This is a genomic window from Corynebacterium minutissimum (assembly GCF_000805675.1).
Taxonomy (GTDB): domain Bacteria; phylum Actinomycetota; class Actinomycetes; order Mycobacteriales; family Mycobacteriaceae; genus Corynebacterium; species Corynebacterium minutissimum.
Genome location: NZ_JSEF01000016.1, coordinates 192,951 through 215,629 on the forward strand (window position 1 = coordinate 192,951; position 22,679 = coordinate 215,629).

At 61.6% G+C, this 22,679-nt stretch carries 19 protein-coding genes, 2 tRNA genes and 2 pseudogenes; 11 read left to right on the forward strand and 12 right to left on the reverse strand.

Going from position 1 to position 22,679, the window contains the following annotated elements:
- From NX84_RS10675 to NX84_RS10685, 3 genes are read right to left on the reverse strand one after another with little or no spacing between them, the layout of a single operon-like run.
- Entirely contained in the window at window positions 1-855 is an 855-nt protein-coding gene (locus NX84_RS10675; RefSeq protein WP_039676435.1) for an ABC transporter permease, read from the reverse strand.
- Window positions 852-1,859, reverse strand: coding sequence for an ABC transporter permease (locus NX84_RS10680; protein WP_039676436.1), 1,008 nt, complete (start codon window positions 1,857-1,859; stop codon window positions 852-854). The genes NX84_RS10675 and NX84_RS10680 overlap by 4 nt, the downstream gene beginning before the upstream one ends.
- A complete protein-coding gene (locus NX84_RS10685; RefSeq protein ID WP_039676480.1) occupies window positions 1,860-3,518 on the reverse strand; it encodes a TIGR04028 family ABC transporter substrate-binding protein in 1,659 nt (552 codons plus the stop codon).
- A gap of 112 nt (window positions 3,519-3,630) precedes the next feature.
- Between NX84_RS10685 and NX84_RS10690 the strand changes: the two genes are divergently transcribed.
- A complete protein-coding gene (locus tag NX84_RS10690; protein ID WP_039676437.1) occupies window positions 3,631-5,511 on the forward strand; it encodes an FAD/NAD(P)-binding protein in 1,881 nt (626 codons plus the stop codon).
- Window positions 5,512-5,558: 47 nt separating this feature from the next.
- On the opposite strand, the gene NX84_RS10695 is transcribed toward NX84_RS10690, so the two are convergent.
- A complete protein-coding gene (locus NX84_RS10695) occupies window positions 5,559-6,719 on the reverse strand; it encodes a cystathionine gamma-synthase (protein ID WP_039676438.1) in 1,161 nt (386 codons plus the stop codon).
- 111 nt (window positions 6,720-6,830) lie between these two features.
- On the opposite strand from NX84_RS10695, the gene NX84_RS10700 reads away from it, so the two are divergent.
- Together NX84_RS10700 and NX84_RS10705 are read left to right on the forward strand one after the other, a co-directional pair.
- Window positions 6,831-7,805, forward strand: a complete 975-nt coding sequence (locus NX84_RS10700) for a mechanosensitive ion channel family protein (protein WP_039676439.1) — start codon at window positions 6,831-6,833, stop codon at window positions 7,803-7,805.
- Between the two features lie 29 nt (window positions 7,806-7,834).
- A pseudogene (locus tag NX84_RS10705) lies at window positions 7,835-8,223 on the forward strand (globin).
- On the opposite strand, the gene ald reads toward NX84_RS10705, so the two are convergent.
- A complete protein-coding gene (gene ald, locus NX84_RS10710; RefSeq protein ID WP_039676440.1) occupies window positions 8,220-9,302 on the reverse strand; it encodes an alanine dehydrogenase in 1,083 nt (360 codons plus the stop codon). The pseudogene NX84_RS10705 and the gene ald sit on opposite strands and share 4 nt — an antisense overlap.
- Window positions 9,303-9,429: 127 nt before the next feature.
- On the opposite strand from ald, the gene chrA reads away from it, so the two are divergent.
- The gene (chrA, locus tag NX84_RS10715; RefSeq protein WP_039676441.1) at window positions 9,430-10,611 is read left to right on the forward strand and encodes a chromate efflux transporter; all 1,182 of its coding nucleotides are present in this window, start codon (window positions 9,430-9,432) and stop codon (window positions 10,609-10,611) included.
- 24 nt (window positions 10,612-10,635) lie between these two features.
- On the opposite strand, the gene NX84_RS10720 is transcribed toward chrA, so the two are convergent.
- The 5 genes from NX84_RS10720 to NX84_RS10740 form a co-directional block, all read right to left on the reverse strand.
- The gene (locus NX84_RS10720) at window positions 10,636-11,292 is read right to left on the reverse strand and encodes a DUF8185 domain-containing protein (protein ID WP_039676442.1); all 657 of its coding nucleotides are present in this window, start codon (window positions 11,290-11,292) and stop codon (window positions 10,636-10,638) included.
- 3 nt (window positions 11,293-11,295) lie between these two features.
- Window positions 11,296-11,757 (reverse strand): acyl-CoA thioesterase, encoded by a 462-nt coding sequence (locus NX84_RS10725; protein WP_039676443.1) that lies wholly within the window; start codon window positions 11,755-11,757, stop codon window positions 11,296-11,298.
- 71 nt (window positions 11,758-11,828) lie between these two features.
- Entirely contained in the window at window positions 11,829-13,499 is a 1,671-nt protein-coding gene (ettA, locus tag NX84_RS10730) for an energy-dependent translational throttle protein EttA (protein ID WP_039676444.1), read from the reverse strand.
- A gap of 83 nt (window positions 13,500-13,582) precedes the next feature.
- On the reverse strand, window positions 13,583-14,182 hold the full coding sequence (locus NX84_RS10735) for a single-stranded DNA-binding protein (RefSeq protein ID WP_039676445.1): 600 nt from the start codon (window positions 14,180-14,182) through the stop codon (window positions 13,583-13,585).
- Between the two features lie 185 nt (window positions 14,183-14,367).
- The gene (locus NX84_RS10740) at window positions 14,368-16,452 is read right to left on the reverse strand and encodes a bifunctional copper resistance protein CopD/cytochrome c oxidase assembly protein (protein WP_039676446.1); all 2,085 of its coding nucleotides are present in this window, start codon (window positions 16,450-16,452) and stop codon (window positions 14,368-14,370) included.
- Window positions 16,453-16,528: 76 nt separating this feature from the next.
- Between NX84_RS10740 and NX84_RS10745 the strand changes: the two genes are divergently transcribed.
- The 3 genes from NX84_RS10745 to NX84_RS10755 all read left to right on the forward strand — a co-directional run bounded on the left by NX84_RS10745 (window position 16,529) and on the right by NX84_RS10755 (window position 18,298).
- Window positions 16,529-17,455 carry a LysR family transcriptional regulator gene (locus NX84_RS10745; RefSeq protein ID WP_039676447.1) on the forward strand — a complete coding sequence of 309 codons (927 nt, stop codon included), beginning with the start codon at window positions 16,529-16,531 and terminating at the stop codon, window positions 17,453-17,455.
- 42 nt (window positions 17,456-17,497) lie between these two features.
- Window positions 17,498-17,571, forward strand: a tRNA-Arg gene (locus NX84_RS10750).
- A gap of 79 nt (window positions 17,572-17,650) precedes the next feature.
- Window positions 17,651-18,298, forward strand: coding sequence for a hypothetical protein (locus NX84_RS10755; protein WP_039676481.1), 648 nt, complete (start codon window positions 17,651-17,653; stop codon window positions 18,296-18,298).
- Here NX84_RS10755 and NX84_RS10760 read toward each other — a convergent pair whose 3' ends face one another.
- Entirely contained in the window at window positions 18,299-18,487 is a 189-nt protein-coding gene (locus NX84_RS10760) for a PspC domain-containing protein (RefSeq protein ID WP_039676448.1), read from the reverse strand.
- A 119-nt stretch (window positions 18,488-18,606) separates the two neighbouring features.
- On the opposite strand from NX84_RS10760, the gene cmrA reads away from it, so the two are divergent.
- The gene (cmrA, locus tag NX84_RS10765) at window positions 18,607-19,419 is read left to right on the forward strand and encodes a mycolate reductase (RefSeq protein WP_039676449.1); all 813 of its coding nucleotides are present in this window, start codon (window positions 18,607-18,609) and stop codon (window positions 19,417-19,419) included.
- A 57-nt stretch (window positions 19,420-19,476) separates the two neighbouring features.
- On the opposite strand, the gene NX84_RS10770 is transcribed toward cmrA, so the two are convergent.
- Window positions 19,477-21,021, reverse strand: a complete 1,545-nt coding sequence (locus NX84_RS10770; protein WP_039676450.1) for an alanine/glycine:cation symporter family protein — start codon at window positions 21,019-21,021, stop codon at window positions 19,477-19,479.
- Window positions 21,022-21,313: 292 nt separating this feature from the next.
- On the opposite strand from NX84_RS10770, the gene orn reads away from it, so the two are divergent.
- From orn to NX84_RS10785, 3 genes and pseudogenes are all read left to right on the forward strand, one after another.
- Window positions 21,314-21,946 carry an oligoribonuclease gene (gene orn / locus NX84_RS10775; protein WP_039676451.1) on the forward strand — a complete coding sequence of 211 codons (633 nt, stop codon included), beginning with the start codon at window positions 21,314-21,316 and terminating at the stop codon, window positions 21,944-21,946.
- A gap of 49 nt (window positions 21,947-21,995) precedes the next feature.
- A tRNA-His gene (locus tag NX84_RS10780) sits at window positions 21,996-22,071 on the forward strand.
- An 87-nt stretch (window positions 22,072-22,158) separates the two neighbouring features.
- Window positions 22,159-22,679 (forward strand): annotated as a pseudogene (locus tag NX84_RS10785) (HNH endonuclease signature motif containing protein); the annotation flags it as partial.

Sequence of the window (22,679 nt, forward strand, 5' to 3'; positions counted from 1 at the left end):
TTAGGCCTCCACGGGGAAGTTCTGGGACAGGCGGTTGGCGGACATCACCACGGCAACGAGCGCGATGCCGGGCAAAATGATGAGCCACCAAGCGGTGGCCATGAAGTCGCGGCCCTCGGCAATAATAAGGCCCCACTCCGGGGTAGGCGGCGGGGCGCCGTAGCCCAGGAAGCCGAGGATGGACAGCTGCAGGATGGCAGTACCGAACTGCAGGGTGGCCAGGGCGATAACCGGAGTCAGCGAGTTCGGCAGGAGGTGGCGCAGCAGCACCGTGGTGCGAGTAGCGCCAGCACCGAAAGCCGCCTCAATGTACTCGGCATTCGCCACAGTGATGACCTGGGAGCGGGCCAGGCGCGCGAAAGTGGCCACGGAGGTCGCACCAACGGCGACCGCCGCCTGCACCGAGCCGAAGCCCAGCACGATGATGATGGACAGTGAGAGCAAAATGCCGGGGATGGACAGCAGCACGTCGACAACGCGCATAAGGATAGTGTCAACAACTCCCCGCAGGGAGCCGGCCACAAGACCAATGAGCGTGCCGACGACGAGCCCCACCACCACAGCGATGAGCGCCCCAAGGAGGGACTGGCGCGCGCCGTACACCACGCGGGCATACAGGTCGCGGCCCACGGCATCAGTGCCCATGAAGTGGCCGTTCTCGCCCGGCGCGAGCAGGGCGACATCAGTGCCGGCATAAAGGTCGGCCGAGGTAAACAGGCCCGGGAACAACGCAGCAAGGAAAGCCACGGCCAGAATGACGATGGCGATGATCGAGCCTGGCTTAAGCCAAGGGTTGCCCTGGCCAGCAGCGGCGCGACGGTAGCCGCCGCGCGGCTTAGTGTGCATCATGCTCATGAGCGCACCGTCCTTTCTTCAACGCCAACAGCCGGGGCTGCGGCGGGCGTACGGGGAGCTTTGTGGTCGGAGGACTTCGCGCGAAGGCGCGGATCGAGCACCGGGTAGAGCAGGTCCACGACAAGGTTGATGATGATGTAGGCCGTGGCAGCGATAAGCACCACAGCCAGCAACACCGGGGTATCGCGGTTAGCCACGGCCTGGGCGGTCATGTAGCCCAGACCGGTGCGACCAAAGACGGTCTCCGTCACCACGGCACCGCCCACCAGCTCGCCGAAAAGCAAGCCCGCCATGGTCAGCGTCGGCAGCAGCGAGTTGCGCAGGATCGTGCGCCAGAAAATCCACGATTCCGACGCACCACGCGAGCGCACCGCCTGCACGAAGGGACGCGACTGCGTCTCATCGATAGAGCGGATGAGCACCTGAATAAGCGGAGCAGTCATCGGAACCGCCAGCGTGAGCGTAGGCAAAATAAGCCCCTCCACCCCGCCGGGCTCAATGACGCGAACCCAACCCAGCTGGAAGGAGAAGACCTGGATGAGCAAAATACCGATCCAGAATCCGGGCAGGGAAACCATGAGGGACGGCAGGCCACGGAAGAAGGTAGCGATACTCCCCATCCCCGGCAGCGTGGCTAGAAACGCCACAAGGACAGCCACGATGATGGCCAAGCCGATGGCGCAAGCGGCAAGGATGAGGGTGTGGGGCAGGGCGTCGGCAAGCAGCGTGGCTACCGGCGCACCCGACTGCGTAGAGTTACCGAAATGGCCGGTCAGGAAACCTCCCAACGCGGTGAAGTACTGCACCATGAGCGGCTTATCCGCGCCCATCTCCTCACGGATAGCGTCAATCTCCGCCTGAGACAGGCCCAGGGCCGGGTCACCGAACCGTGACTGCACCGCATCCGACGGCAGCGCCGACAGCAGGAAGAAGGCCACGGTATAGGTAATAAGCAGCACGAGCACAGCTTGCCCGATGCGGCTAAGAATCTGGCGGGTTGTCATTTATTTCTCCTCCTCATCCGATGCCGCGCGCTGCGGCGCGGCGTCGATGGTGACCTCGTAGAACCACGGGCGCGCGACCGACTCGGGGCTAAAGCCTGACACCTCCGGACGCACGGCGTAAACCACGGGTTCCTCAAAGAGCGGCAGTGCATAGGCTTGCTCGGTGATGTAATCCTGGACGTCTTCAGTGGCCTTGATGCGGCCTTTCACGTCGGAGGTGTCGAGGACGACGTCGAGAAGCTCTTGCAGGTGCTTATCGACGGGCTCCCCTTCCCCATCCTGGTTAAGGAAAGCGTCGCGGTTGTTGATGCCGTAGAGCGAGGTGATGACGTCGTAATCGGCGCGGCCCACCATCGAGTGATAAATCTGCACCTTGTTGACGTCCTTAGCGTCGGCGTTCTGGGTGGCCTGGTCACCGGCGTTGACGCGGATTTCAATTCCGATGCCGCGAAGCTGGTCCTGCACCATCGTCATGACCTCCTTCGAGCGCGGCTGCGGAAGCGCTGTGTTGGTGCGCAGGCTCAGCCGCTTTCCGTCCTTGACGCGGATGCCATCGAGGCCTGGTTCCCAGCCTGCCTCATCAAGGAGGCGCTTCGACTCTTCCGGATCGAAGGCGTAGGCAGCTGATTGGTCCTTATAGGCCAGACCGGTCTGCGCCACGGTCGAGGTGGCCAGCGGGTAGGAATCGGAGAAGAGCACGCGGAGGATCTCCGCACGGTCGACGCCGTGGATGATGGCCTCGCGCACACGTTTGTCCTGCAGCAGCGGGTGGTCGAAGCGGAAGGCGAACTGGTTATTCATCGAGTTCGTGCCGCGCGAGACAATGCTGATGCCGCGGTCTTCCAACAAAGATTCCTGCGGGGCGGAGATCTGGCGAGCGATGTCCGCTTGTCCTGAGGTAATAGCGCCGGTACGCACGGATTCTTCGGCGGCCAAGATGTAGTGGATACCGTCCAACTGTGCGCGGCCTTGGTGCTTCACGGCGGGCGGGGCCCAGTCATAATCCTCGCGGGCCTCGAGCTTAAGATCGGTGCCGATTTCTTCCGACTCCACCACGAACGGCCCAGAACCAATGACGTTCACCGCGTTGCCGGGGCCGAACCCTTCGTTGTCGAGCGCGAGGGTCGAATCAGATAGCAGGCCAGCGTTGTAGGCGGAGGTGGCTTGGAGGAAGCCTGGGGAGGGTTTGGTGAAGTAGAACTTCACGGTGTCCTCATCCACGACTTCGCCGCGGTCATAGTTCGCAATCTGCTCTGAGCTAGTCAGCGTGCGGGTTTTATCGCCGCGGCCGAAAAGGTCAAAGTTGGCCACGACGTTCTCCGCAGTAAGTGGGGAGCCATCAGAGTACGTGACGTCCGTGCGGATATCGAAGGTGTACTCGGTAGCATCCTCGTTGACTTCGGGCATGTCCGTGGCGATCCACGGCGAGAGCTCGAGGGTCTCTGGGTCCTGGTAGAGCAGGCGGTCGGTGAGTTGGTTGACCACGCCGCCGTTGGGATAGAAACCTGCGGCAGGTGGGTAGAGCGTGCGGAAAAATTGCGGCTCGAGATAGGTGAGGACGTTGTCCTCCCCGGCCGGCCGGTCCGTGGCCGAGCAGGCGCCGACGGAAGCGGCAAGAGCTGCGGCCAGGGTGGCGGCGAGTGCGCGTAGAGTTTTCACGGTAAGAGCTTTCACAAGATAGTTCGTTGACGTGCGTGTGATTTAACACAACGCATACCGACCGGTATTATTCCACTAGACAGCACAGTCTAAAAATTGAGGTTTGATTATTATGCCCTCCATCGCCATCGTTGGCGCCGGCCCCCGTGGCATTTCGCTGGTTGAGCGCCTCGCCGCCCACCTGCGCGCCACCCCTCTTGCAGCACCCCTGACGCTGCACATTATCGACGACGCCCCACTGGGCGCCGGCCGTATTTGGGATACCGAGCAAACTCGCACGCTGTGCATGAACACGCTCGCTGGCGCGGTCACCCTCTTCACCGAGCCTGACTCCACCACCACCGCCCCGGTACTGGAAGGCCCCATTCTCTACGAGTGGATCCAGCTGCTGCGCGGCGAGCGCCCAGACCTTTCCCCCGCCAAGCTGAAGCTTTACGACGCCTTCGCACCCCACCGCGACCTCGCCAGCTCCTTCGCCGAGGAACTGGAGCAGACCCGTCCAGAGTCCAACCCTTCCCGCGCACTCTACGGCGCCTACCTGGAGTGGGTCTATGAGGTAGCACTGGCACAGCTGCCGGAGAACGTTGACGTGGTCCAGCACCGCGCCCGCGCGCTGTCCGTGGAGGACAGCGGTGAGCAGGATGTCATTACACTTTCCGATGACACCACCATCACCGCCGACGCCACCGCCCTGGCCTACGGTTGGCAGGTCCCGGCCCTCAACGAATCCGAGCGCGTCCTGGCGGACGCTGCGCAGTCGGGCCTGCACTGGGTCCGCCCCGACAACCCCGTGGAGCAGCCGGTGAGCGACGTTCCTGCGAGCGAGAAGGTCCTGGTCCGCGGACTGGGCATGGGCTTCTTCGACGTCATGGCGCTACTCACTATCGACCGTGGTGGTGAATTTGTGGAGGATCCTTCGACGCGCTCCGGGCTACGCTACGAGCCGAGCGGCGACGAGCCGCACTTCATCGTGAGTTCGGGCCGCGGATACCCGTATATTCCGAAGTCGGAGTACCACACGTTGCCGCCGAAGGCAGCGTTGACTCGCTTCCGCACCGCGGTGGCCGCTCTCGATCCGAAGGCTGAGCTCGACTTCGGCACGCAGCTTTTACCGCATATCCTGCGCGATGCCTACGCCGAGTACTACGAGAACCAGGCGCGCGTGGCCCCTGAGGCGCTTAAGCGCCCGCTCGAGGACATCCTGGCAACTATCGACGCCACCGCGGTTGATGCTGCGGACTTGCGCGGCATGGCGAACCAGCTCACCGCAGCGCTCGAGGGTTCCTCGAGCCAGCCGCTGGACCTGGCACACTGGGCCCACCCACTGGCCGATTTTGAAGGCGTTGACGTCACCGAATACATCACCGAGAGCCTAGCGCGCGATATCCGTGAGGCCGTCGCTGCTGCCGATTCCCCGCTGAAATCCGCACTGTGGGCCATTTCCGCTGCCCGCAAGCCTGCGTCCATCGCTGGCTCGGAGGGTCGCATGACGTGGGAGTCCCGCACGAGCACGTACAAAGAATTCATGGCGTTTGGCCAGATGGTGGGTTCCGGTCCGCCGCTGTTTCGCACGCGCCAGCTGCTCGCGCTTGTCGACGCCGGCCTCGCCACCTTCCTCGGCGAGCGCCCCCAGCTCGAGGTGGGCGAGAAGTTCACGCTGCGCACCACGCATGGCGAGGCCTCCTCGGCCTGGCTTATCGACGCCTGGATGCACTCCCCCGACATCCGCCGCGCCGCTGACCCTCTCGCGGTCTCGCTCAACGGCCGCGTGCGTGCCTTCGTTGACCACGGTCAGGCTACCGGCTCGCCGGAAACAACCTGGAACCGTCGCGTCGTGAACCCCGGCGGTGGCGAGGACCCCCGCCTGCACATCGTCGGCATTCCCACCTACGCGCAGTGGCCGGATACCACCATCTCCCCCATGCCGGGCACGGACCCGCTCATGCTGCAGGAGACCGACCGCACTGCTGGTTCCCTCCTCAACACCCTTTAGCTGACACGTGGCCCTGACTCCTCGGGGCCTCTTTCACCCCACGGGTGTTAGTTCAGGGCGTCGAGTGCTTGCTCGAGGTCAGCAAGCAGGTCATCAATGGACTCGATGCCCACCGAGATGCGCACCAGGTCCGCCGGCGGGACAAGCTCGGAGCCCTCAGCCGAGATGTGCGTCATGTTCTGCGGGTGCTCAATGAGGGACTCCACACCGCCGAGGGACTCCGCCAGGGAAATGAGCTTGGTGTTGAGGCACACCTGGCGGGCATGTTCTTCGCTGTGGAAGCGCACTGACATCATGCCCCCAAAACCACGCATCTGCTTCTTCGCCAGCTCGTGGCCCGGGTGGGACGTCAGGCCCGGGTACAGAACCTGCTTGACCTCGGGGCGGGACTCAAGGAATTCCGCCACTGCCTGCGCGTTGGCGCAGTGGCGGTCCATGCGGACTTCGAGGGTCTTAATACCGCGGGCAGTAAGGTAGGCGTCGAAAGGCGAGGAGACCGCGCCGACGTTGCCTTGGAAATAGAGTAGGCGCTCATCCATCTCAGCCGAGTTGGTAACAACCGCACCGCCGAGCACATCCGAGTGGCCGCCCAGGTACTTCGTGGTGGAATGCAGCACGTGGTCCGCGCCGAGATCTAGGGGGTTCTGTAGGTAGGGCGTGGCGAAGGTGTTGTCGACGACGATGTGGGCGTCGGAAAGCGCTTTGACCGCCTGAGCCACCTCGGCGATGTCCGTGACCGTCGTGGCCGGGTTGGTGGGAGTCTCGAGCCAGATGAGCTTCGTGTTCTCCCTGAAGGCCGCCTTGACCGCCGCGGTATCGGCAGTGTTGACGATGCTCAGCTCCACGCCCCACTCACCGTAATCGTGGTGCAGCAGGCGGTACATGCCGCCATAGGCATCGTTGCCCAGAATCACGTGGTCACCCGGGCGCACGATGATGCGGATAAGGGTATCGACGGCCGCCATGCCTGTGGCAAAGCAGCGCGCGTACGACGCGTTCTCAAGTGCCGCGAGGGTCTTCTCCAAGGAATGGACCGTGGGGTTAGCCACGCGGCCATACTCGTAGCCGCCGCGCAGCTGCGCGAGACCATCCTGCTGGAAGGTCGTGGAGGCATAGATCGGCACGTTGATGGATCCCATGTAGGGATCCGGCTGGTAACCGGCATGGATGGAACGCGAAGAAAAGCCAAGAGTGCGGTTGTCAGTCATGGAACCACAGTCTAGACCAAGCTGTTCAGTAGTGAGAGTGACAGCCTTTTAATATTCACTCACCATGCCTACTATCGGTAGGCGTCCATCACGAGCAAAAGAAAGGACACCGTGGCTACCTTTATCGCCGCTGCATCCGCATCAGACAACACTGTCGACGCCGTCACCCAGTGGTGGCAAAGCGAGCAGATGCGCTCGTGGCTCGTCGATAAGCCCATCGGCATCGCACTCATCCTCATCGTCGCCATCGTGGGCAATTGGCTGCTGCGCCGCCTCATCACCAAACTGGCTGACAACAGCATCAAGAAGGGCAAGCTCAGCTCGCCGCTCTCGCCACGCAAAACGCACGTGGAGACCGATAAGGCCCTCGCCTCCACCAACGAAGCTCGGCGCGTGTCCCGCATTCAGACACTTGCGGGCGTCGGACGCTCAGCAGTAACCATTTTCGTCTGGGTCTGGGCCGTGCTCGCCATCCTGGACAAACTCGGCGTCAACGTCGCCCCGCTCGTGGCTTCAGCAGGTGTTGTCGGTGTCGCCCTCGGTTTCGGCGCCCAAGCGCTGGTGAAGGACTTCCTCTCCGGCATCTTCATGCTCATGGAGGACCAATACGGCATCGGCGACACCATCGATCTGGGCAATGGTGTCTTCGGCGATGTGGAATCCATCTCCCTGCGCATTACGACCGTCCGCGATATCGATGGCGCATTGTGGTACGTCCGCAACGGCGAAATTCTGCAGGTAGCCAACCATTCCGATCGCTACTCGGTGGCCCGAATCCAGGTTCCGGTTGCGCTCAGCAACGATCCGGACAAGGCCTTCTCCGTCATCAACGCCGCGGCTGCCGACGCCTCCCACGACCCCACCATCCGTGACATTATCTTGGCCGAGCCCACCGTTAACGGCATGTCTGGCCTTGAGGTAGACCACATGTCCTTCCGCGTGTCCGTGAAGACCCTTCCCGGCAAACAGTGGGACGTCCAGCGCGCTCTTCAGTCCAGAATTCTCAGCGCCATGCATGCGGAAGGAATCGCCACCCCCTACCCGCGCGGGATGGCCATCTTCGACATGGAAGAATCGGGTCAATGACAAGGGCTGACGCGAAAGGAAGACTAGTCATGCAACCCAACAGTGTGTACGAGGCCATCGGTGGGATGGAGACCTTTGAGAAGCTCGTTGGCGGATTTTATGCCCAAGTGCGCACTGACGACGTCATCGGCCCCATGTATCCGGACCAGGATTGGGCCGGCGCGGAACAGCGCCTTCTGTGGTTCCTCGTACAGTACTGGGGCGGCCCGCAGCTTTTCTCTGAGAACCGCGGGCACCCACGCCTGCGCATGAGGCACGCCCCTACCCCATCGACAAGGCTGCCCATGATCGCTGGTTGGAGCTCATGGGAAACTCCCTAGCAAAGATTGATGAGGAGACCATCCCGCCGGCCTACCGCACCATGATCTGGGATCACATGGAGCGGGTAGCAGCGATGCTCATCAATACAGCGCCTTAAAGGTTGAAGGCGTCCTTCACCGGCTGGGAGACCAGCTCACCAGCACGGGTCATCAGGCCACCAGCCAGGCCCGGGAAACGCTCGACTGCGGCATCGTAGCCGCCTGCGGCAAGCGCACGCATGTAGGGCAAGGTGGCCGAACCCAACGCGCGGGTAGAGGTGTTGGCCACAGCACCCGGCATGTTAGCCACGCAGTAGAAGAGGGTGTCGTGGACCTTGAAGGTCGGGTCGTCGTGCGAGGTCTTGTGGGAGTTTTCGAAGCAGCCGCCTTGGTCAATGGCGACGTCGACAAGCACGGCGCCTTCCTTCATACGCTTGACCACATCGTCCTTCACCAGCTTCGGTGCTGCGGCGCCCGGTACGAGAACCGCGCCGACGACAAGGTCGGCCTGGAGGAGTTCTGCCTCCAGCGCTGCCGGGTCGGACACGATGGTGCGCACGCCGCCCTGGTACTGCTCGTCGAAGCGCTGCAGCACGTGCGGGTCGAGGTCCAGCACAGTAACCTCCGCACGCAGGCCGTGGGCCATGGCCACCGCCGATGCGCCAACCTGGCCACCGCCGATGACTACCACGCGCGCCGGCTGGGTACCCGGCACGCCGGAAGCCAACACGCCGCGTCCGCCCTGCGTGGACAGCAGGTGGTGCACGCCTTCAATAACGGCGAGGCGGCCAGCAACCTGGGACATCGGGGTTAGCAGCGGCAGGGTGCCACGGGCATCGGTGACAGTCTCATAAGCAACGGCGGTGGTGCCCGCCTTCATGAGAGCCTCCGTGAGCGGGCGGTCAGCTGCCAGGTGGAGGTAGGTGAAGAGCAAAAGGTCATCGCGCAAGAAACCGTACTCAGACTCGAGCGGCTCCTTAACCTTGACCACCATGTCCGCGGCCCACGCTTCCTCGGCGGTCGCAACGATGGTAGCGCCGGCCTCTTCGTAAAGCTCGTCCGGGAACGAGGCACCTGCGCCGGCATTGGTCTCAATGAGGACCTCATGACCGTCCTGCACGAGCGTCTGCACGGCGCTGGGGGTAAGGCCGACGCGGTTCTCGTTGTTCATGATTTCTTTGGGGGCTGCAATGCGCATAATGCCAGACTCCTTTGGAGACAGAAAATGTTCGTGCCTGGCCCATCTTAGTCGACAACGCTGCAGCTTGAGGCCCGATTTGCTTTTTGAATCGCGCCCTGCCTCTTAAGGAGCTAGGATTCCGGCAATGAGCAATCTCACCGGTAATCTGCGCGAAGTTGGCCGTTCTTTTTTCCCTTTAGGATGGACCGCTTTCGGGGGGCCTGCGGCCCATCTGGGCTATTTCCGGACCGAGTTTGTCCACCGCCGGGGGTGGCTGGGGGATGCCGCTTATGCCGATCTGGTTGCCATGTCGCAATTCCTACCGGGCCCGGCCAGCTCCAAGGTAGGCATGGCACTGGGCTATGGACGCGCGGGGCTTGCGGGTATGGCGTATTCGTGGTTGCTGTTTACGTTCCCGTCGGCGCTCATCCTCACCGTGTTTGGCCTGGCGGTTCCGGGCAGCGGGGTGAGCTGGCTCGACGGATTATTAGCCGGTCTTCTCGCTGCGGCGGCCGGCGTGGTGGTGCATGCCATTGTGGGCATGGCAAAGAAGCTCTTAACGACGCCCACCGCCTGGGCCCTCGCCCTTATCAGTTCTGCCCTACTCCTGGTGGCCGGATCGGCATGGCAATTGGCTGTGCTCGCTGTGGCGGGACTGCTGGGGGCAACGGTACTGCGCCGATTCTTGCCGACTTCCCAGGCACCCGACACCGCGAACGACCTCCGCGCGGTACCCGCCGGGCTAGCGTGGGGCTGCCTTGGCGCGTTTTTCCTCCTGCTCGGTGGTTTAGCGGCTGCAGCACAGTTCACCGATTCCTACCTCGTCACCCGCGCCAACGCCTTTTACCAGTCTGGCGCGCTGGTCTTTGGCGGCGGCCACGTGGTGCTGCCGCTTTTGGAAGACCAGTTCGTGGGGGCCGGCTGGCTGAGTCAGCAGGAATTCTTGGCCGGCTATTCGGTAGCGCAGGGAGTGCCGGGACCGCTGTTTACCTTTGCGTCGTATCTCGGTGCGGTTGATGGCGGCATCGCGGGCGCCGTCTTGGGCACGGTGCTGATCTTTTTGCCCGGTGCGTTTCTCACGCTATCGGCGCTGTATTTTTGGGCGCGGTGGAATCACCTGGCGTGGCTGCGCGGCGCGTTCTCCGCGATTAGTGCGGCCGTCATCGGCCTGCTCGTGGCGGCCCTGTGGGATCCCATCATTACCCACGGTGTCACCGGCTGGGCCTCTGGAATGATTGCGGTCGCTGCCGGTGCAGCTTTGTTCTTCAAGGCGCCGCCTTGGGCCGTCGCGGTGGGCGCGGCCCTGGCTGGCGCGGTACTGCTCTAGCGCGTGGTGGCGCTGCCACCACGCTTAGAAGAGAGACAGGCGCGTCGAGTGATAGACGCTGCCAAAAGGAGCATCCACACGCACCCAACGGCCTTTTCCAGCCACACGCAGGTGGCGAGGCACATTCATGGGGGCAGCAAACCCTGGGATGAGCCCCAAGTTGGTGCAGGCGAAAATCATCCGCATCGGGATTTCCACCTTGTCTTCCCCGTTTTCTACCGTGATGACGGTTTGATTGAGCAGGCTTGCCGGCGGACCCATCGGGCCAGAAAATTGACGAGCTAACTGCTGGCCCTGATCCGCGAGCTCACGCACGACGGTCACGGGAAGCGAGTCGATCTCCACAAACCCGTCCTGCGGCGGCAGCGCACCGGGCCACGAGGGATCGCGGGCGGGGCCGAGTCGAAGCTCCACGGGCTCGCCGAGGAGATCGGGGTCGGGGGAGGTCTCGAGGGCGTCGAGAAGCGACTGCGCCGAGACCACCGCACCGTCGCGCCCTACCGTGCCTTCGACGCGGCGGGAGGCCACGACCTCGAAAGGCGTGGTAACAAAGACCTCAGCGTGGGTATCGTCATGCTGGCGCAGGCGCACCGACGCCGAAGCATCGAGCCCCATCGCGCGGGTGAGCAGGGCACGCAGCCCTACCCCACCGCCACTCACTTCGAGCGTTTCACCGACCATGGCCTAGGCGTTATCGTCTAGCTCAACGACAGCATGCTCGAGGATGATGTTGCGCTCCTCCTCGCTCACCTCGCGCGGCATCTGCGTCTCTGGGTCGATGGTGACCTGGACGCAGTCGATAACGCAGGCCACCTGCCCCTGGGAGTCTTTGATCTTCTGACGCGTGGTAAAGGACGTGCGGCCCAGGCGCACCACCGTGGTTTCCACCGTCACCGTGCCATGGCGGCCATCCCACTTGATAGGGCGCACATAATCGGCCTCAATGTGGCGGACAAAGGCCACCATGTTAACGCCGCGCGAGTAGAAGTTGTGCATGGCAAACGCCAAGCGCGCTTCCTGCGCTAGTTCAATAAAGTTGGCGTTCATCATGTGGCCATACATGTCGAAGTCCGACCACCGCACGCCAACGGTTAACGCGTGGACGTTATCTGTGGTGCTCTCCGACACGACATTCTGAGCGGACATTCCAGGATCCTTCCTGAGGTTTAGGCAGGCGCTAGTCTGCGCCTACCGGCTGAGGGTGAGGGGCGCTCAACCTAGCGGCTGAGCTTGCGGTGCGTCACGCGGGACGGGCGAGCTGCCTCTTCGCCGAGGCGCTCGACCTTGTTCTTCTCGTAATCACCGAAGTTGCCCTCGAACCAGAACCACTGGCCTTCAGCAACGTTGCCCTCCCACGCCAAGATGTGGGTACAGGTGCGGTCCAGGAACCAGCGGTCGTGGGAAATGACCACCGCGCAGCCCGGGAACTTCTCCAGGGCGTTCTCAAGGGAGCCGAGGGTCTCCACGTCTAGGTCGTTGGTCGGCTCATCGAGGAGGATCAGGTTGCCGCCCTCCTTGAGCGTCAGCGCCAAGTTGAGGCGGTTGCGCTCACCACCGGAGAGAACCTTGGACGGCTTCTGCTGGTCCGGGCCCTTAAAGCCGAAGGCCGACAGGTATGCACGTGAAGGCATCTCGTTCTGGCCAACGTGGATGTAGTCCAGTCCGCCGGAGACGACCTCCCACACGGTGGCCTCGGGGTCGATGTTCTCACGGCCCTGGTCGACGTAGGAGAGCTTGACGGTGTCACCGACGGTAACAGATCCGGAATCCGGCTGCTCCAGCCCCACGATGGTCTTGAACAGGGTGGACTTACCCACACCGTTCGGGCCGATGACACCGACGATGCCGTTGCGCGGCAGGGTGAAAGACAGGTCCTTGATGAGGACACGGCCGTCGAAGCCCTTGGTCAGGTTCTCAACCTCCACGACCTTGTTACCCAGACGCGGCGGGGTCGGAATCTGGATCTCTTCAAAGTCGAGCTTCTTGTACTGCTCGGCCTCGGCCGCCATCTCCTCGTAGCGCTGGAGACGGGCCTTGTTCTTAGCCTGGCGAGCCTTAGCACCGGAGCGAACCCAAGCGAGCTCGTCCTTCAAGCGCTTCTGCAGCTTCTTGTCCTTGGCGCCGGCCACCTCGAGGCGCTCGGCCTTCTTTTCCAAGTAGGTGGAGTAGTTGCCCTCGTAGGGGTAGAGCTTGCCGCGGTCAACCTCACAGATCCAGCCCGCGACGTGGTCGAGGAAGTAGCGGTCGTGGGTAACAGCCAGGACAGCGCCTGGGTAGGACTCGAGGTGCTTCTCCAGCCACTGGACGGACTCGGCGTCGAGGTGGTTCGTGGGCTCGTCGAGAAGCAGCAGGTCCGGCTCACTCAGCAGCAGCTTGGCCAGTGCCACGCGGCGGCGCTCACCACCGGAGAGGTTGGTCACCGGGTCATCGGACGGCGGGCAGCGCAGGGCCTCCATGGCCTGCTCAATCTTGGAGTCAACCTCCCAGGCATCGGCGTGGTCCAGCTCCTCCTGTAGCTTGCCCATTTCCTCCATGAGCTCGTCGGAGTAGTTGGTAGCCATCTCCTCGGCGATCTGCTCGAAGCGCTGCTTCTTTTCAAAAATCTCGCCGAGGCCTTCCTCAACGTTTTCGCGAACCGTCTTCTCCTCATTGAGCGGCGGCTCCTGGAGGAGGATGCCCACGGTCTTGCCCGGATCGATGAAGGCCTCACCGTTGGAGGGCTGGTCAAGGCCGGCCATGATCTTCAGGATCGAGGACTTACCTGCACCGTTGGGGCCCACGACGCCAATCTTGGCGCCCGGGTAGAAGGCCATGGTGACATTGTCCAAAATGACCTTGTCACCGATGGCCTTGCGCACGTTTTTCATCGTGTAGATGAACTCGCCCATGTTTCACCCTTTGCTTCTGTCAGGAATGGTAAATAACAGTACAAAGACTACATCACATGGCCGCTGACGGTGCCCCACCCTGGTTAGACCATGGCCTCCTCCGGCTCCGGAATCTCCTCGGCAGCGCTCTGTGCCTGCTGGCGGTCAGCGGCCGTGTCCTGCGGCGTGTCCTCGGTGGGCTGTAGTGCCTCAGGCATGGCGCCCGTCTCTTCCGACGACGGCGCCGTGCTTTCCGACGCCGTATGGTCCACGTCCGGCACCGGCGGGTTCTCTCCCAACCACAACTGCTCCGCACCTTCTTCGCCATACGGGGTGCCGATCTTTATAGACGTAATAATGAAACGGTTAAGGTCTAAGCCCACATGGCCGGCCTTAATGTACGTCCTGGAACGATTGCCACCCTGTGGGTCCTTCCATTGGTCGGTGACGATCGAGCCCATGACAAAGACGGGCATACCTTTCCGGAGTGACTTCTTGACGTTGATGGCGCACTGGCCCCAGACTTCGGCATCGATAAAGTTGAGGTCGAGCTCACGCCAAATAGTCTTGCCTTCCTCAGTAGTCTCGGGAACGCTGCGGGAGGAGGCGATGCGGAAACGGGTTTTATACATCGTCTCACTGATTTTGGTCAGGTGTGGGTCGCTCGTTAGGCGTCCGGTTAGTGAAATGGGATATTGCGACATTGCGGGGTCCTTTACGTGGTTCGTGAATCTGTGTCTAAGGAGGCGTCATCGACCTCCCTTGATTCGCATCATTGCCACGTCCCGAAGCGCCCGCAATACCCCAGCCGAAAACCTGTGGATAACTTGTTGTAAGCGTCAACAAAATAGGGGTTTCAGGTCCCCAAAACTCACAGGCCGCTACACCCTTAGTGTGGGCGGAAACCCGCATCATCGCCTTCGCTCATCTGCTTGAGCATGGCATTGTAGCTCTCCAAGTCAGCATCGCCATCGACGTCAGCCTTCGCGTCATAGCGGCGGGCTTGGGCGCGGTCCTCACGGAGCCAGTCGATAAACAGCTTTCCGAACACCACCACCAGCGGGAACTGGCCGAAGCCCCACGAAATACCGCCACCGGCGCGCTGATCCTTGACAAGGTCCGGGTCCCACGGCAAGTTCAGCGACTCATAGAACTCCAAGCCCAGGATGGACTGCATCTGCATGAGGTAGACACCGGCAAAAAGGTGCAGCGGCATCGAGAAGAAAAGGATAGCCAGACGAATCCTCGTCGGCGCGCGCCACGGCAGCGGGTCGGGGCCGATAACCTCCCAGTAGTAGATGTAGCCGGAAATCAGAAAGACCCAGTTCATGATGACGTGCCCGGCATGTTCTGAGATGGCGACCTCATAGAAGCTCGGGAAAAGGTAGAGCACGTAGAGGAACGTCAGGAACTGCAGAACATTGACTGCTGGGTGCGTGAGAAAACGCAGGGTACGGGACTTGGTGAGGGCCACGGAGGCGTCGTGAAGCGTTGGCTTGCCAGGCGCCCCCGGCTCAAAAGCCTCCATCATAAGCGTGACCGGTGCGCCCAAGACCAGGCACAAGGGGATGGCCATGGAAAGAATCATGTGCACGAGCATGTGCATGGAATACAGCGCTGGCATGTACAGGCCAATGCCGTTGCTCAAGATGAGCGTCATGCCCAGCGAACCCAACAGGAACCAGGCGGTCCGCTCGGCCGACCACGTGAGGCCGCGGCGCTTGAGACGCCACAGCGCATACAGGTAAAAGCCCGCGAGGACGAGACCCAGTGAGCCAAACATGAGGTCAAAGCGGAACATGGTCCATACGTTGGAGAAAGTGGGGGCGTCGAAAAGCTCATAGCCCACCAGAATCTGCATGGCATTCAAATTCGGGTCACGTGGAGGCGGTGGCGGAGTGCGGCCCATGGAAATGGCCACGCCCACGGTGGCGGCCATGATGGCGACCTCCACGATGGACACCCGAATGAACAGGCGCGGGGAACTCTTAAGCTGCGGAATGGTAATGCTGCGATGCACGTAACCGACCGCCGCAAGCACCACGGTGAGCACAGCTTTGCTCAACACCAGCAGGCCGTAGCGCGTGGAGAAAAGATCGCTCAGCTCAACGCGAATGAAGGCATTGACCACTCCTGTCGCTGCGAGAGCCACGATGGAAAACAGCGCCACCGAGGAGTAGCGGCGCACCGCCACATCCATGTCGGGACCGAGGCGGCGGCCGTGGGCAATAAGTCCCATGAGCCCACCGACCCACAACATAATGAAGAAGAGGTGGAGAAGTAGTGAATTCGTGCCATAGTCATGGTCACCGCCAGCCGCGGAGTGGCCCTCCATCCCGAGCGGAACCGTAAGGAGCAACGACAGGAAGAACGCCCCTACCTGCCCCGCCCACGTGCGGGCAAGGAATCCGACGAGGGAAACAAGAACGGCAATGCCTGCGGTCAATAGCCAGACTTGCGACGCCGCAATCTGCCCCACCGCCATGCCCATCAGCTCCGGGTTGAGCACTTGGGCAATGGGCGTGCCTGTCAGGTCTGACATCACGAGGGGAACCTCAAGCAAGGACACCACAGCGGTGCCGACGGCAGCCCAGGCGCCGGTGCGGGCGGCAATATGGCCGTCAACGGTAAGGCCGGCCCGAATGAGCTGATCATTGTCCTTATCTGGCACGGCCGGGTAGATGAAGAAAGCACTGGCCATGAACGAGCCAATAGAAAGCGCCATCAACATCCACGCGGCTGCACGAAAGAAGGGAAGGCCGAAGGTAGTGATGCGGCCCGGGTCAGGGATGCCCAGCGCCGCGAGCGAGTCCGCGAGGAAAAACAGCGAGATAATTCCGCCGACAAGACCCGCAAAAACGACAAAAGAAAGATTGAGAAGGCGGGAAGATTGGGCCCGTGGACCTGATTGTGCGACCGCCGTCACAGACGCTTGTTGGCCCTGTGAGCTGGAGTTATCTCTCTCTTCGTGCATAGTGGGCAGTGTACCGCCCCCCCTTCTCTCTTACCTAAAAGGCAGCAAAGTCTCAGCAATAGGGTAGTCTGCACTCATGGACTCTCGTCAGCTTCACCATTTCCGCACCATCGTGGACCACGGCTCGTTCACGCAGGCTGCGGAGACGCTGCGGCTTACACAGCCGTCATTAAGTCTGACCGTTCGCAGGCTTGAGGAGGACCTCAACGTCAAATTACTTTCCCGAGGGCGCAGTGGCGTTAAGACTACGGAGGCTGGCGAGTTCCTCTATGGAGTCGCTACCTCGATCGACACGCTACTGACCACAGCCACCACGCGGCTAGCGGAAATTGCAGCGGGAAACGCAGGTTCAGTGACCTTGTGCTCGGCGCCTGAGTTTAACTGGCTCTTTATGCCCACGGTATTGCGGCGCATGCGCGAGCGCGCACCACAAGTCAACGTGTCCTTAAGTGACGTCGAGCCCACCGAGACACTCAAGCGTGTGCTGGAGGGCACCGTAGGGATTGGCATTATCCCCAGCACCAATCCGCAGCGCTTCCAGCACATCTACGGCGAGCAGCTGACGATTAACCGCGCGGCGGATATGGAATTCCTCGTAGCTCTCCCCCAGCGCTTGTCCCACCTGCCGGACCCGGTGCGCTTGTCTGCGCTAACGGCAGAAACGTGGCTTTTGCCGCAGCGTTGGACGGAGCTGAGCGGGTTGCCGGAGCTGTTGGATCAGCTGTGGGCCACAGCCCCTGAGTGCAAGCCTGCCACCGTGCAAGAGGTCTCGACTCTACAGACGGGCCTGCCGCTCGTGGCGGGTGACTACGGCATCAGCCTCATGCCCCACACCGCCCAGGCTTTGGGCCAGAGGGGAGTACACTTCCGGCGCATCGAGGAGCACCTGCCCTCGATGCAGGCCCTGCTCATCCACCGCGCAGACCGGGCGCTGACCCCGGCGGCGCAGACGCTTCTCGACGTCCTCCTGGACACCTCCTCCGAGCTTCCTCCAACGAGCTAGGTTTCCGGCTCAGTGACGTGCTGCGTTATGATGTCTCGGTACGCCTCCATAGCTCAGCGGATTAGAGCAGTGGGTTTCTACCCCATGTGTCGCGGGTTCGAGTCCTGCTGGGGGCACGCAGGTCAGAGCCACTTTTTGCCGCTTTAATGGGCGGTTAGAAGTGGCTCTTTCTCGCTCTCACTTATGCTGAGAAGTATGGATATCACTCTCGCCACGTTTGACCATGCCCCGGACGCTGCGCTGAAGGGGAAGCGCTTTCGGAATGCCTGGGCGCCGTCGGAAAGCTATGCCCAGTCGCGCCGAGGAGTACTCACCGGCCAGTATCCGCAACGCGGCGCAACTACACGCATCACGGAGGTCTTCGAGGAAGCGGGCTATGAGATTCGGCAGGACACGGACGGGGTTTCTGCCGCGCAGAACGTGTTCCGGCTCCTCGAACAACCGGACCCCGCCGCGGTGACATCACTCGACGGCATCGTGGCGGTATGTTCGCTCCAGGCAAGCGAGGACGGCACGGCGCCGATGTCGCTGCTGTGGCCTGGTGTAGCGGAGGACGGCGAGAGCATCGAGCTAGTATCCCCGTTGGACCTCGCGCCGACGCTGGCGGCCATCGCCGGCCTAGACGTGCGTCCGAACGCCGCACTGTCCTTTGACGGACTCAACCTCGTGCCCTTGCTGCGCTACGGTGCGGCGGGGCATGCGGCGCTCTTCTTCGACAACGGCGTGCGCATGATGGACGCCACGCTTATCGACGGCACCGCTACCCCACCCTCCGCCCTCCCGCGATTGCAGGAGGAGTGGGGGCTGTGGAAGAGCTTTATGGACATGGGTCCGCTTCAGTAATTACTGGACGGGGATGACGACCCACAGAATGAGGTAGAGCAGGACTCCGGGGAAAACACCTAAGAGCGCGGCTGCGACGAAGAGCACGCGTACGAGAGCCGGGTCAAGATTGTAGGTGTCTGCGATGCCACCGCAGACACCTCCAATCATCGTGTCGGTCGTGGAACGAGTAAGGCGTTGGTTGTTCATGATGTCTCCTTTCCCTTTCTATTATTCAGAACGAGTGCGGGAAAGGCATCGGGAAAAACCCTGATTTTCCTCTACTCTGGGTGGAAACCTTGACCCCAGAGAAAGGACGCCGTTTCACCATGGCTCACTCCCCCGGGCTGCCTGCCCCTACCCGCACGTCTTATGCCCTGCTGACTGGTGCTAGCCAAGGCATCGGCGCCGCAATGGCCAGGGATTTAGCAGCACGCGGCTACAACGTGATTCTTGTCGCCCGCCGCGAGGAAGTTCTGGAGTCCATCGCTGCGGAGCTGCGTTCCCGCCATGAGGTCGACGCCATCGCGCTGGCCGCCGACCTCTCCGAGGCTTCCGACGTCTCCCGGGTCATCGATTTCATGTCCGCCAAGGAAATCTCCATCATCGTCAACTCGGCGGGCATCGCCAGCTTTGGCAAGTTTATGGACCAAGATTGGGACTACGAGACGCGCCAATTCGATCTCAATGCGAAGGCCGTGCACCGTTTGACCCGCGCGGCACTTGACCAGATGCTGCCACGACGCAGCGGCGCTATCTGCAACGTTGGTTCGGCTGCCGGCAACGTCTCTATTCCGAACAACGCCACCTATGTGTTCACCAAAGCCGGCGTCAATGCTTTTACGGAGGCGCTGCACTACGAGCTGAAGGGCACGGGCGTGAGTTGCACGCTGCTCGCCCCTGGACCGGTTCGTGACGCCGTCATTCCGGAGGAAGAGCAATCCATCGTAGACAAGGTAGTACCGGACTTCCTGTGGACCACCTACGAGTCCTGTTCTGAGGAGACTCTCGAGGCCATGGCCCGCAACCAGCGCCGAGTAGTTCCCGGACCGCTGTCGAAGGCCATGAATGCACTGGGCAAGATCGTCCCTACGCCGATTGCCGCACCGCTCATCGGCAGCTTCTATTCCAAGATGGCCTAAAACGCACCAGAGGCGCCCCTCTCTTGCCGAGAGTAGGGCGCCGTAGTGCGTGAGGGGTTACTTACCCTGCAACGGGGAGTCCTGTGCGATGGCCTTCTGCGCAGCCTCCTCGCGAGCGAGCTTGCGCTCTACCCAGAACTCGGCGTTCTTGATTCCAAGCGCCTCAGGGTCGAACTGCGGGTCCTTGCCGGCCTTCTTCTGCGCGCTGTAGTCCTTGAGGCACTTCAGTGCCGGGATTTGCAGGAAGAGAATCGCAATGATGTTAAGCCATGCGGTTGCGCCCACACCGATGTCACCCAGAGCCCAGGCAGCACCCGGAGTAGAAGTAGCGCCGATAACCACGGAACCAACGAGCAGCACGCGCAATACCCACACCAGCGCCCGACGGGCGACCTTGCTCTTGATCCAGCGGTTGAAGTAGGTGAGGTTAACTTCTGCCATGTAGTAGTAAGCCAGCACCGTGGTGAAGGCGAAGAAGGCAATAGCAATGGCAATGAAGGTCGGGCCGAAACCAGAGAGCAGAGTGTCGAGGCCGTGCTGAACATAGCCCGGGCCGACCGCAACATCGTCCGGAATCGCACCGGCGTAGCGCACCGGACCGTCCTCGGATTCGTTCTCGAAGACCTTGTACATGTCAGTAGAGATGATGATGAATGCGGTAGCGGAACACACGAAGAGGGTATCGATGTACACCGCGAAGGCCTGGACAAAACCCTGCTTCGCCGGGTGGGACACTTCGGCAGCAGCTGCGGACTGCGGGCCCGTACCCTGGCCGGCCTCGTTGGAGTAAATACCGCGCTTGACACCCCACATGATGGCAGAGCCCAGCAGGCCAGAGAAGGCTTGCTCTGCACCGAAGGCAGACTTGAAGATCATGCCGAAGACCTCGGGGATCTGGCTGAAATTCACGAAGAGAATAATGATGGCGAAGAGGATGTAGGCACCAGCCATGAAAGGAACAACGAGGGAGGCGAAGTTGGCGATGCGCTTGACGCCACCCACGATGATGATGGCGAGCACGCCTGCGAGGACGACGGCGGACCAACCAACGCTAATACCCCATGCATTATCGACGGCCGCGGCTACACCGTTGGCCTGAATAGCGGGCAGGAAGTAGCTGGTGGCCAGAATCATGGCGACGGCGAACACGCAGCCGTAGACCAGCATGAAGGGGCCTGCCTTGGTGTGCTTGTAGGCCTTCTCGATGTAGTAGGCCGGGCCGCCGCGGTACTCTCCAGTGTCCTGATCCTTCTCCTTGTAGACCTGCGCCAACGTACATTCAACGAAGGACGTCGCAGACCCCAGCAGCGCCACAGCCCACATCCAGAACACCGCGCCTGGGCCGCCGAAGGCGATAGCGGTGGCAACACCGGAGATGTTACCCACGCCGACTCGGCCGGCCAGGGAAATCATGAGGGATTGGAAGGAGGAAACTCCGGATTCAGAGCTTTCGCCGTCCTTGAGCTGCTTGATCATGTCGGGAATGCAGCGGATTTGGAGAAACTTGGTCACCACGGTGAAGTAGATGCCTGCGCCAAGGCACAGGAAAACCAACGCGGGCGACCAAATTACTGCGTTGAGTGTGTCGATAAAGCCTGACATCGGAGGAAACCGTCCTTCGGGATTTGTGAGTGCCGTCACTTTTCGGGCTGGATTCATCATGGCCCATCACCTAGGGCCTTCGTGAGTAGAATCATGAAAAACTTCGACCCCTTTGCCGCGTCCACTCACCTCCACACAGCAAACCCCCAGCTCACATCGATTAAGGTGAACTACCGCACCTGCTTGAGAAAACCTAACGACGCGGCCACTATTCACCCCCTCGAGCACCCCCGATGGCCCCCTGTGCCCCGCAACGAAGGCCGCCGCAGGGGAGGAAACTAAGGTGGGAGCCATGAGTGAAATCCCCACCAAGAATGACCGCCTTGTCTGGATCGACTTGGAGATGACCGGACTCGACCCCAAGCGCCACGTCATCGTGGAGGTCGCCGCCGTGGTTACCGACGCCGAGCTCACCGTCCTGGACGAGGGCCTCGACCTCGTAGTCCACGCCACCGAGGACGAGTTGGACCAGATGGATGACTTCGTCACCAAGATGCACGCCAAGTCTGGGCTCGACAAGGAGATTCGCGAATCCACCGTGACGATTGAAGAGGCTGAGGAAGCGGTGCTGAGGCTCGTCGAGAAGCATTGCGATCCCAACCACCCCGCTCCGCTCGCCGGAAATTCCATCGCCACCGACCGCATGTTCATCCGCACCTACATGCCGCGCTTGGATAAAGCCCTGCACTATCGCATGATTGACGTCTCGACGATTAAGGAGCTTGCGCGGCGCTGGCACCCGCGGGCGTATTACAACCAGCCCGATAAGGGCATGGCACATCGAGCATTGCAGGACATTATCGAGTCCATCCGTGAGCTCGACTTTTACCGCCGTAGTGTCTTCCGCACCGATGAGGGCCCCACGAGCGAGGAAGCTGAGCAACTTAAGGCTGACACGACGGCGGACTACCAGGCGTTTTTGTAAAATCCCCGGCGTGGGTTAACCTGTATCTCGTTGCTTTCAGGCAACGATGGTGGCTGTAGTTCAGCTGGTAGAGCACCAGGTTGTGATCCTGGGTGTCGCGGGTTCGAGCCCCGTCAGCCACCCCAAAGTCGCTTACACCGCACGATGAAAATCGTGCGGTGTGTGCGTTTTCCGGTTGCGGGGTTGGTGGGCCTGTTTTAAGCTTCGTGGCCATGGGGGTATTAGAAACCTACTTCCACTACCGCAACTCGGGGATCGCGCTAGTGGAACAAGCAACCAGCTCACCCGACGAGCTCCGCGCGCTCGGCGCCGACGCAGCCGATGCTACAGAACTTGCCCATCTTCACCGTATCTACTTCGGGCAAACCCGCTTCACCGGCAAACAACGCAAAGCCCGTGCCGCCGCGGTGGCACACAAACATAGCCTTAGCATTCTCACCCTGATTGAGTCCTACACCGCCAAAGTCAACAAAGACCTTGATGCCTGGAACCTACGCATCAAGCTTGCCGGCACCCCTGCCCACCGTGTCCGCCAGGTCGCCACCAAGCGTTTGAAGGAGCTTCGTGTCAAGCGCACCGCTAAACCCGGAGTACGCTTCACCTACCGCTCTAAAGGCCCGAACTCCATCACCATCACCGACACCCCCACCATCATCGCCGACATCAGAGGCACCCTAGAATCCGTTAATAAAACAAACCTCCTTGAGGCTGCCCGCACCGTCATTGTCACCGG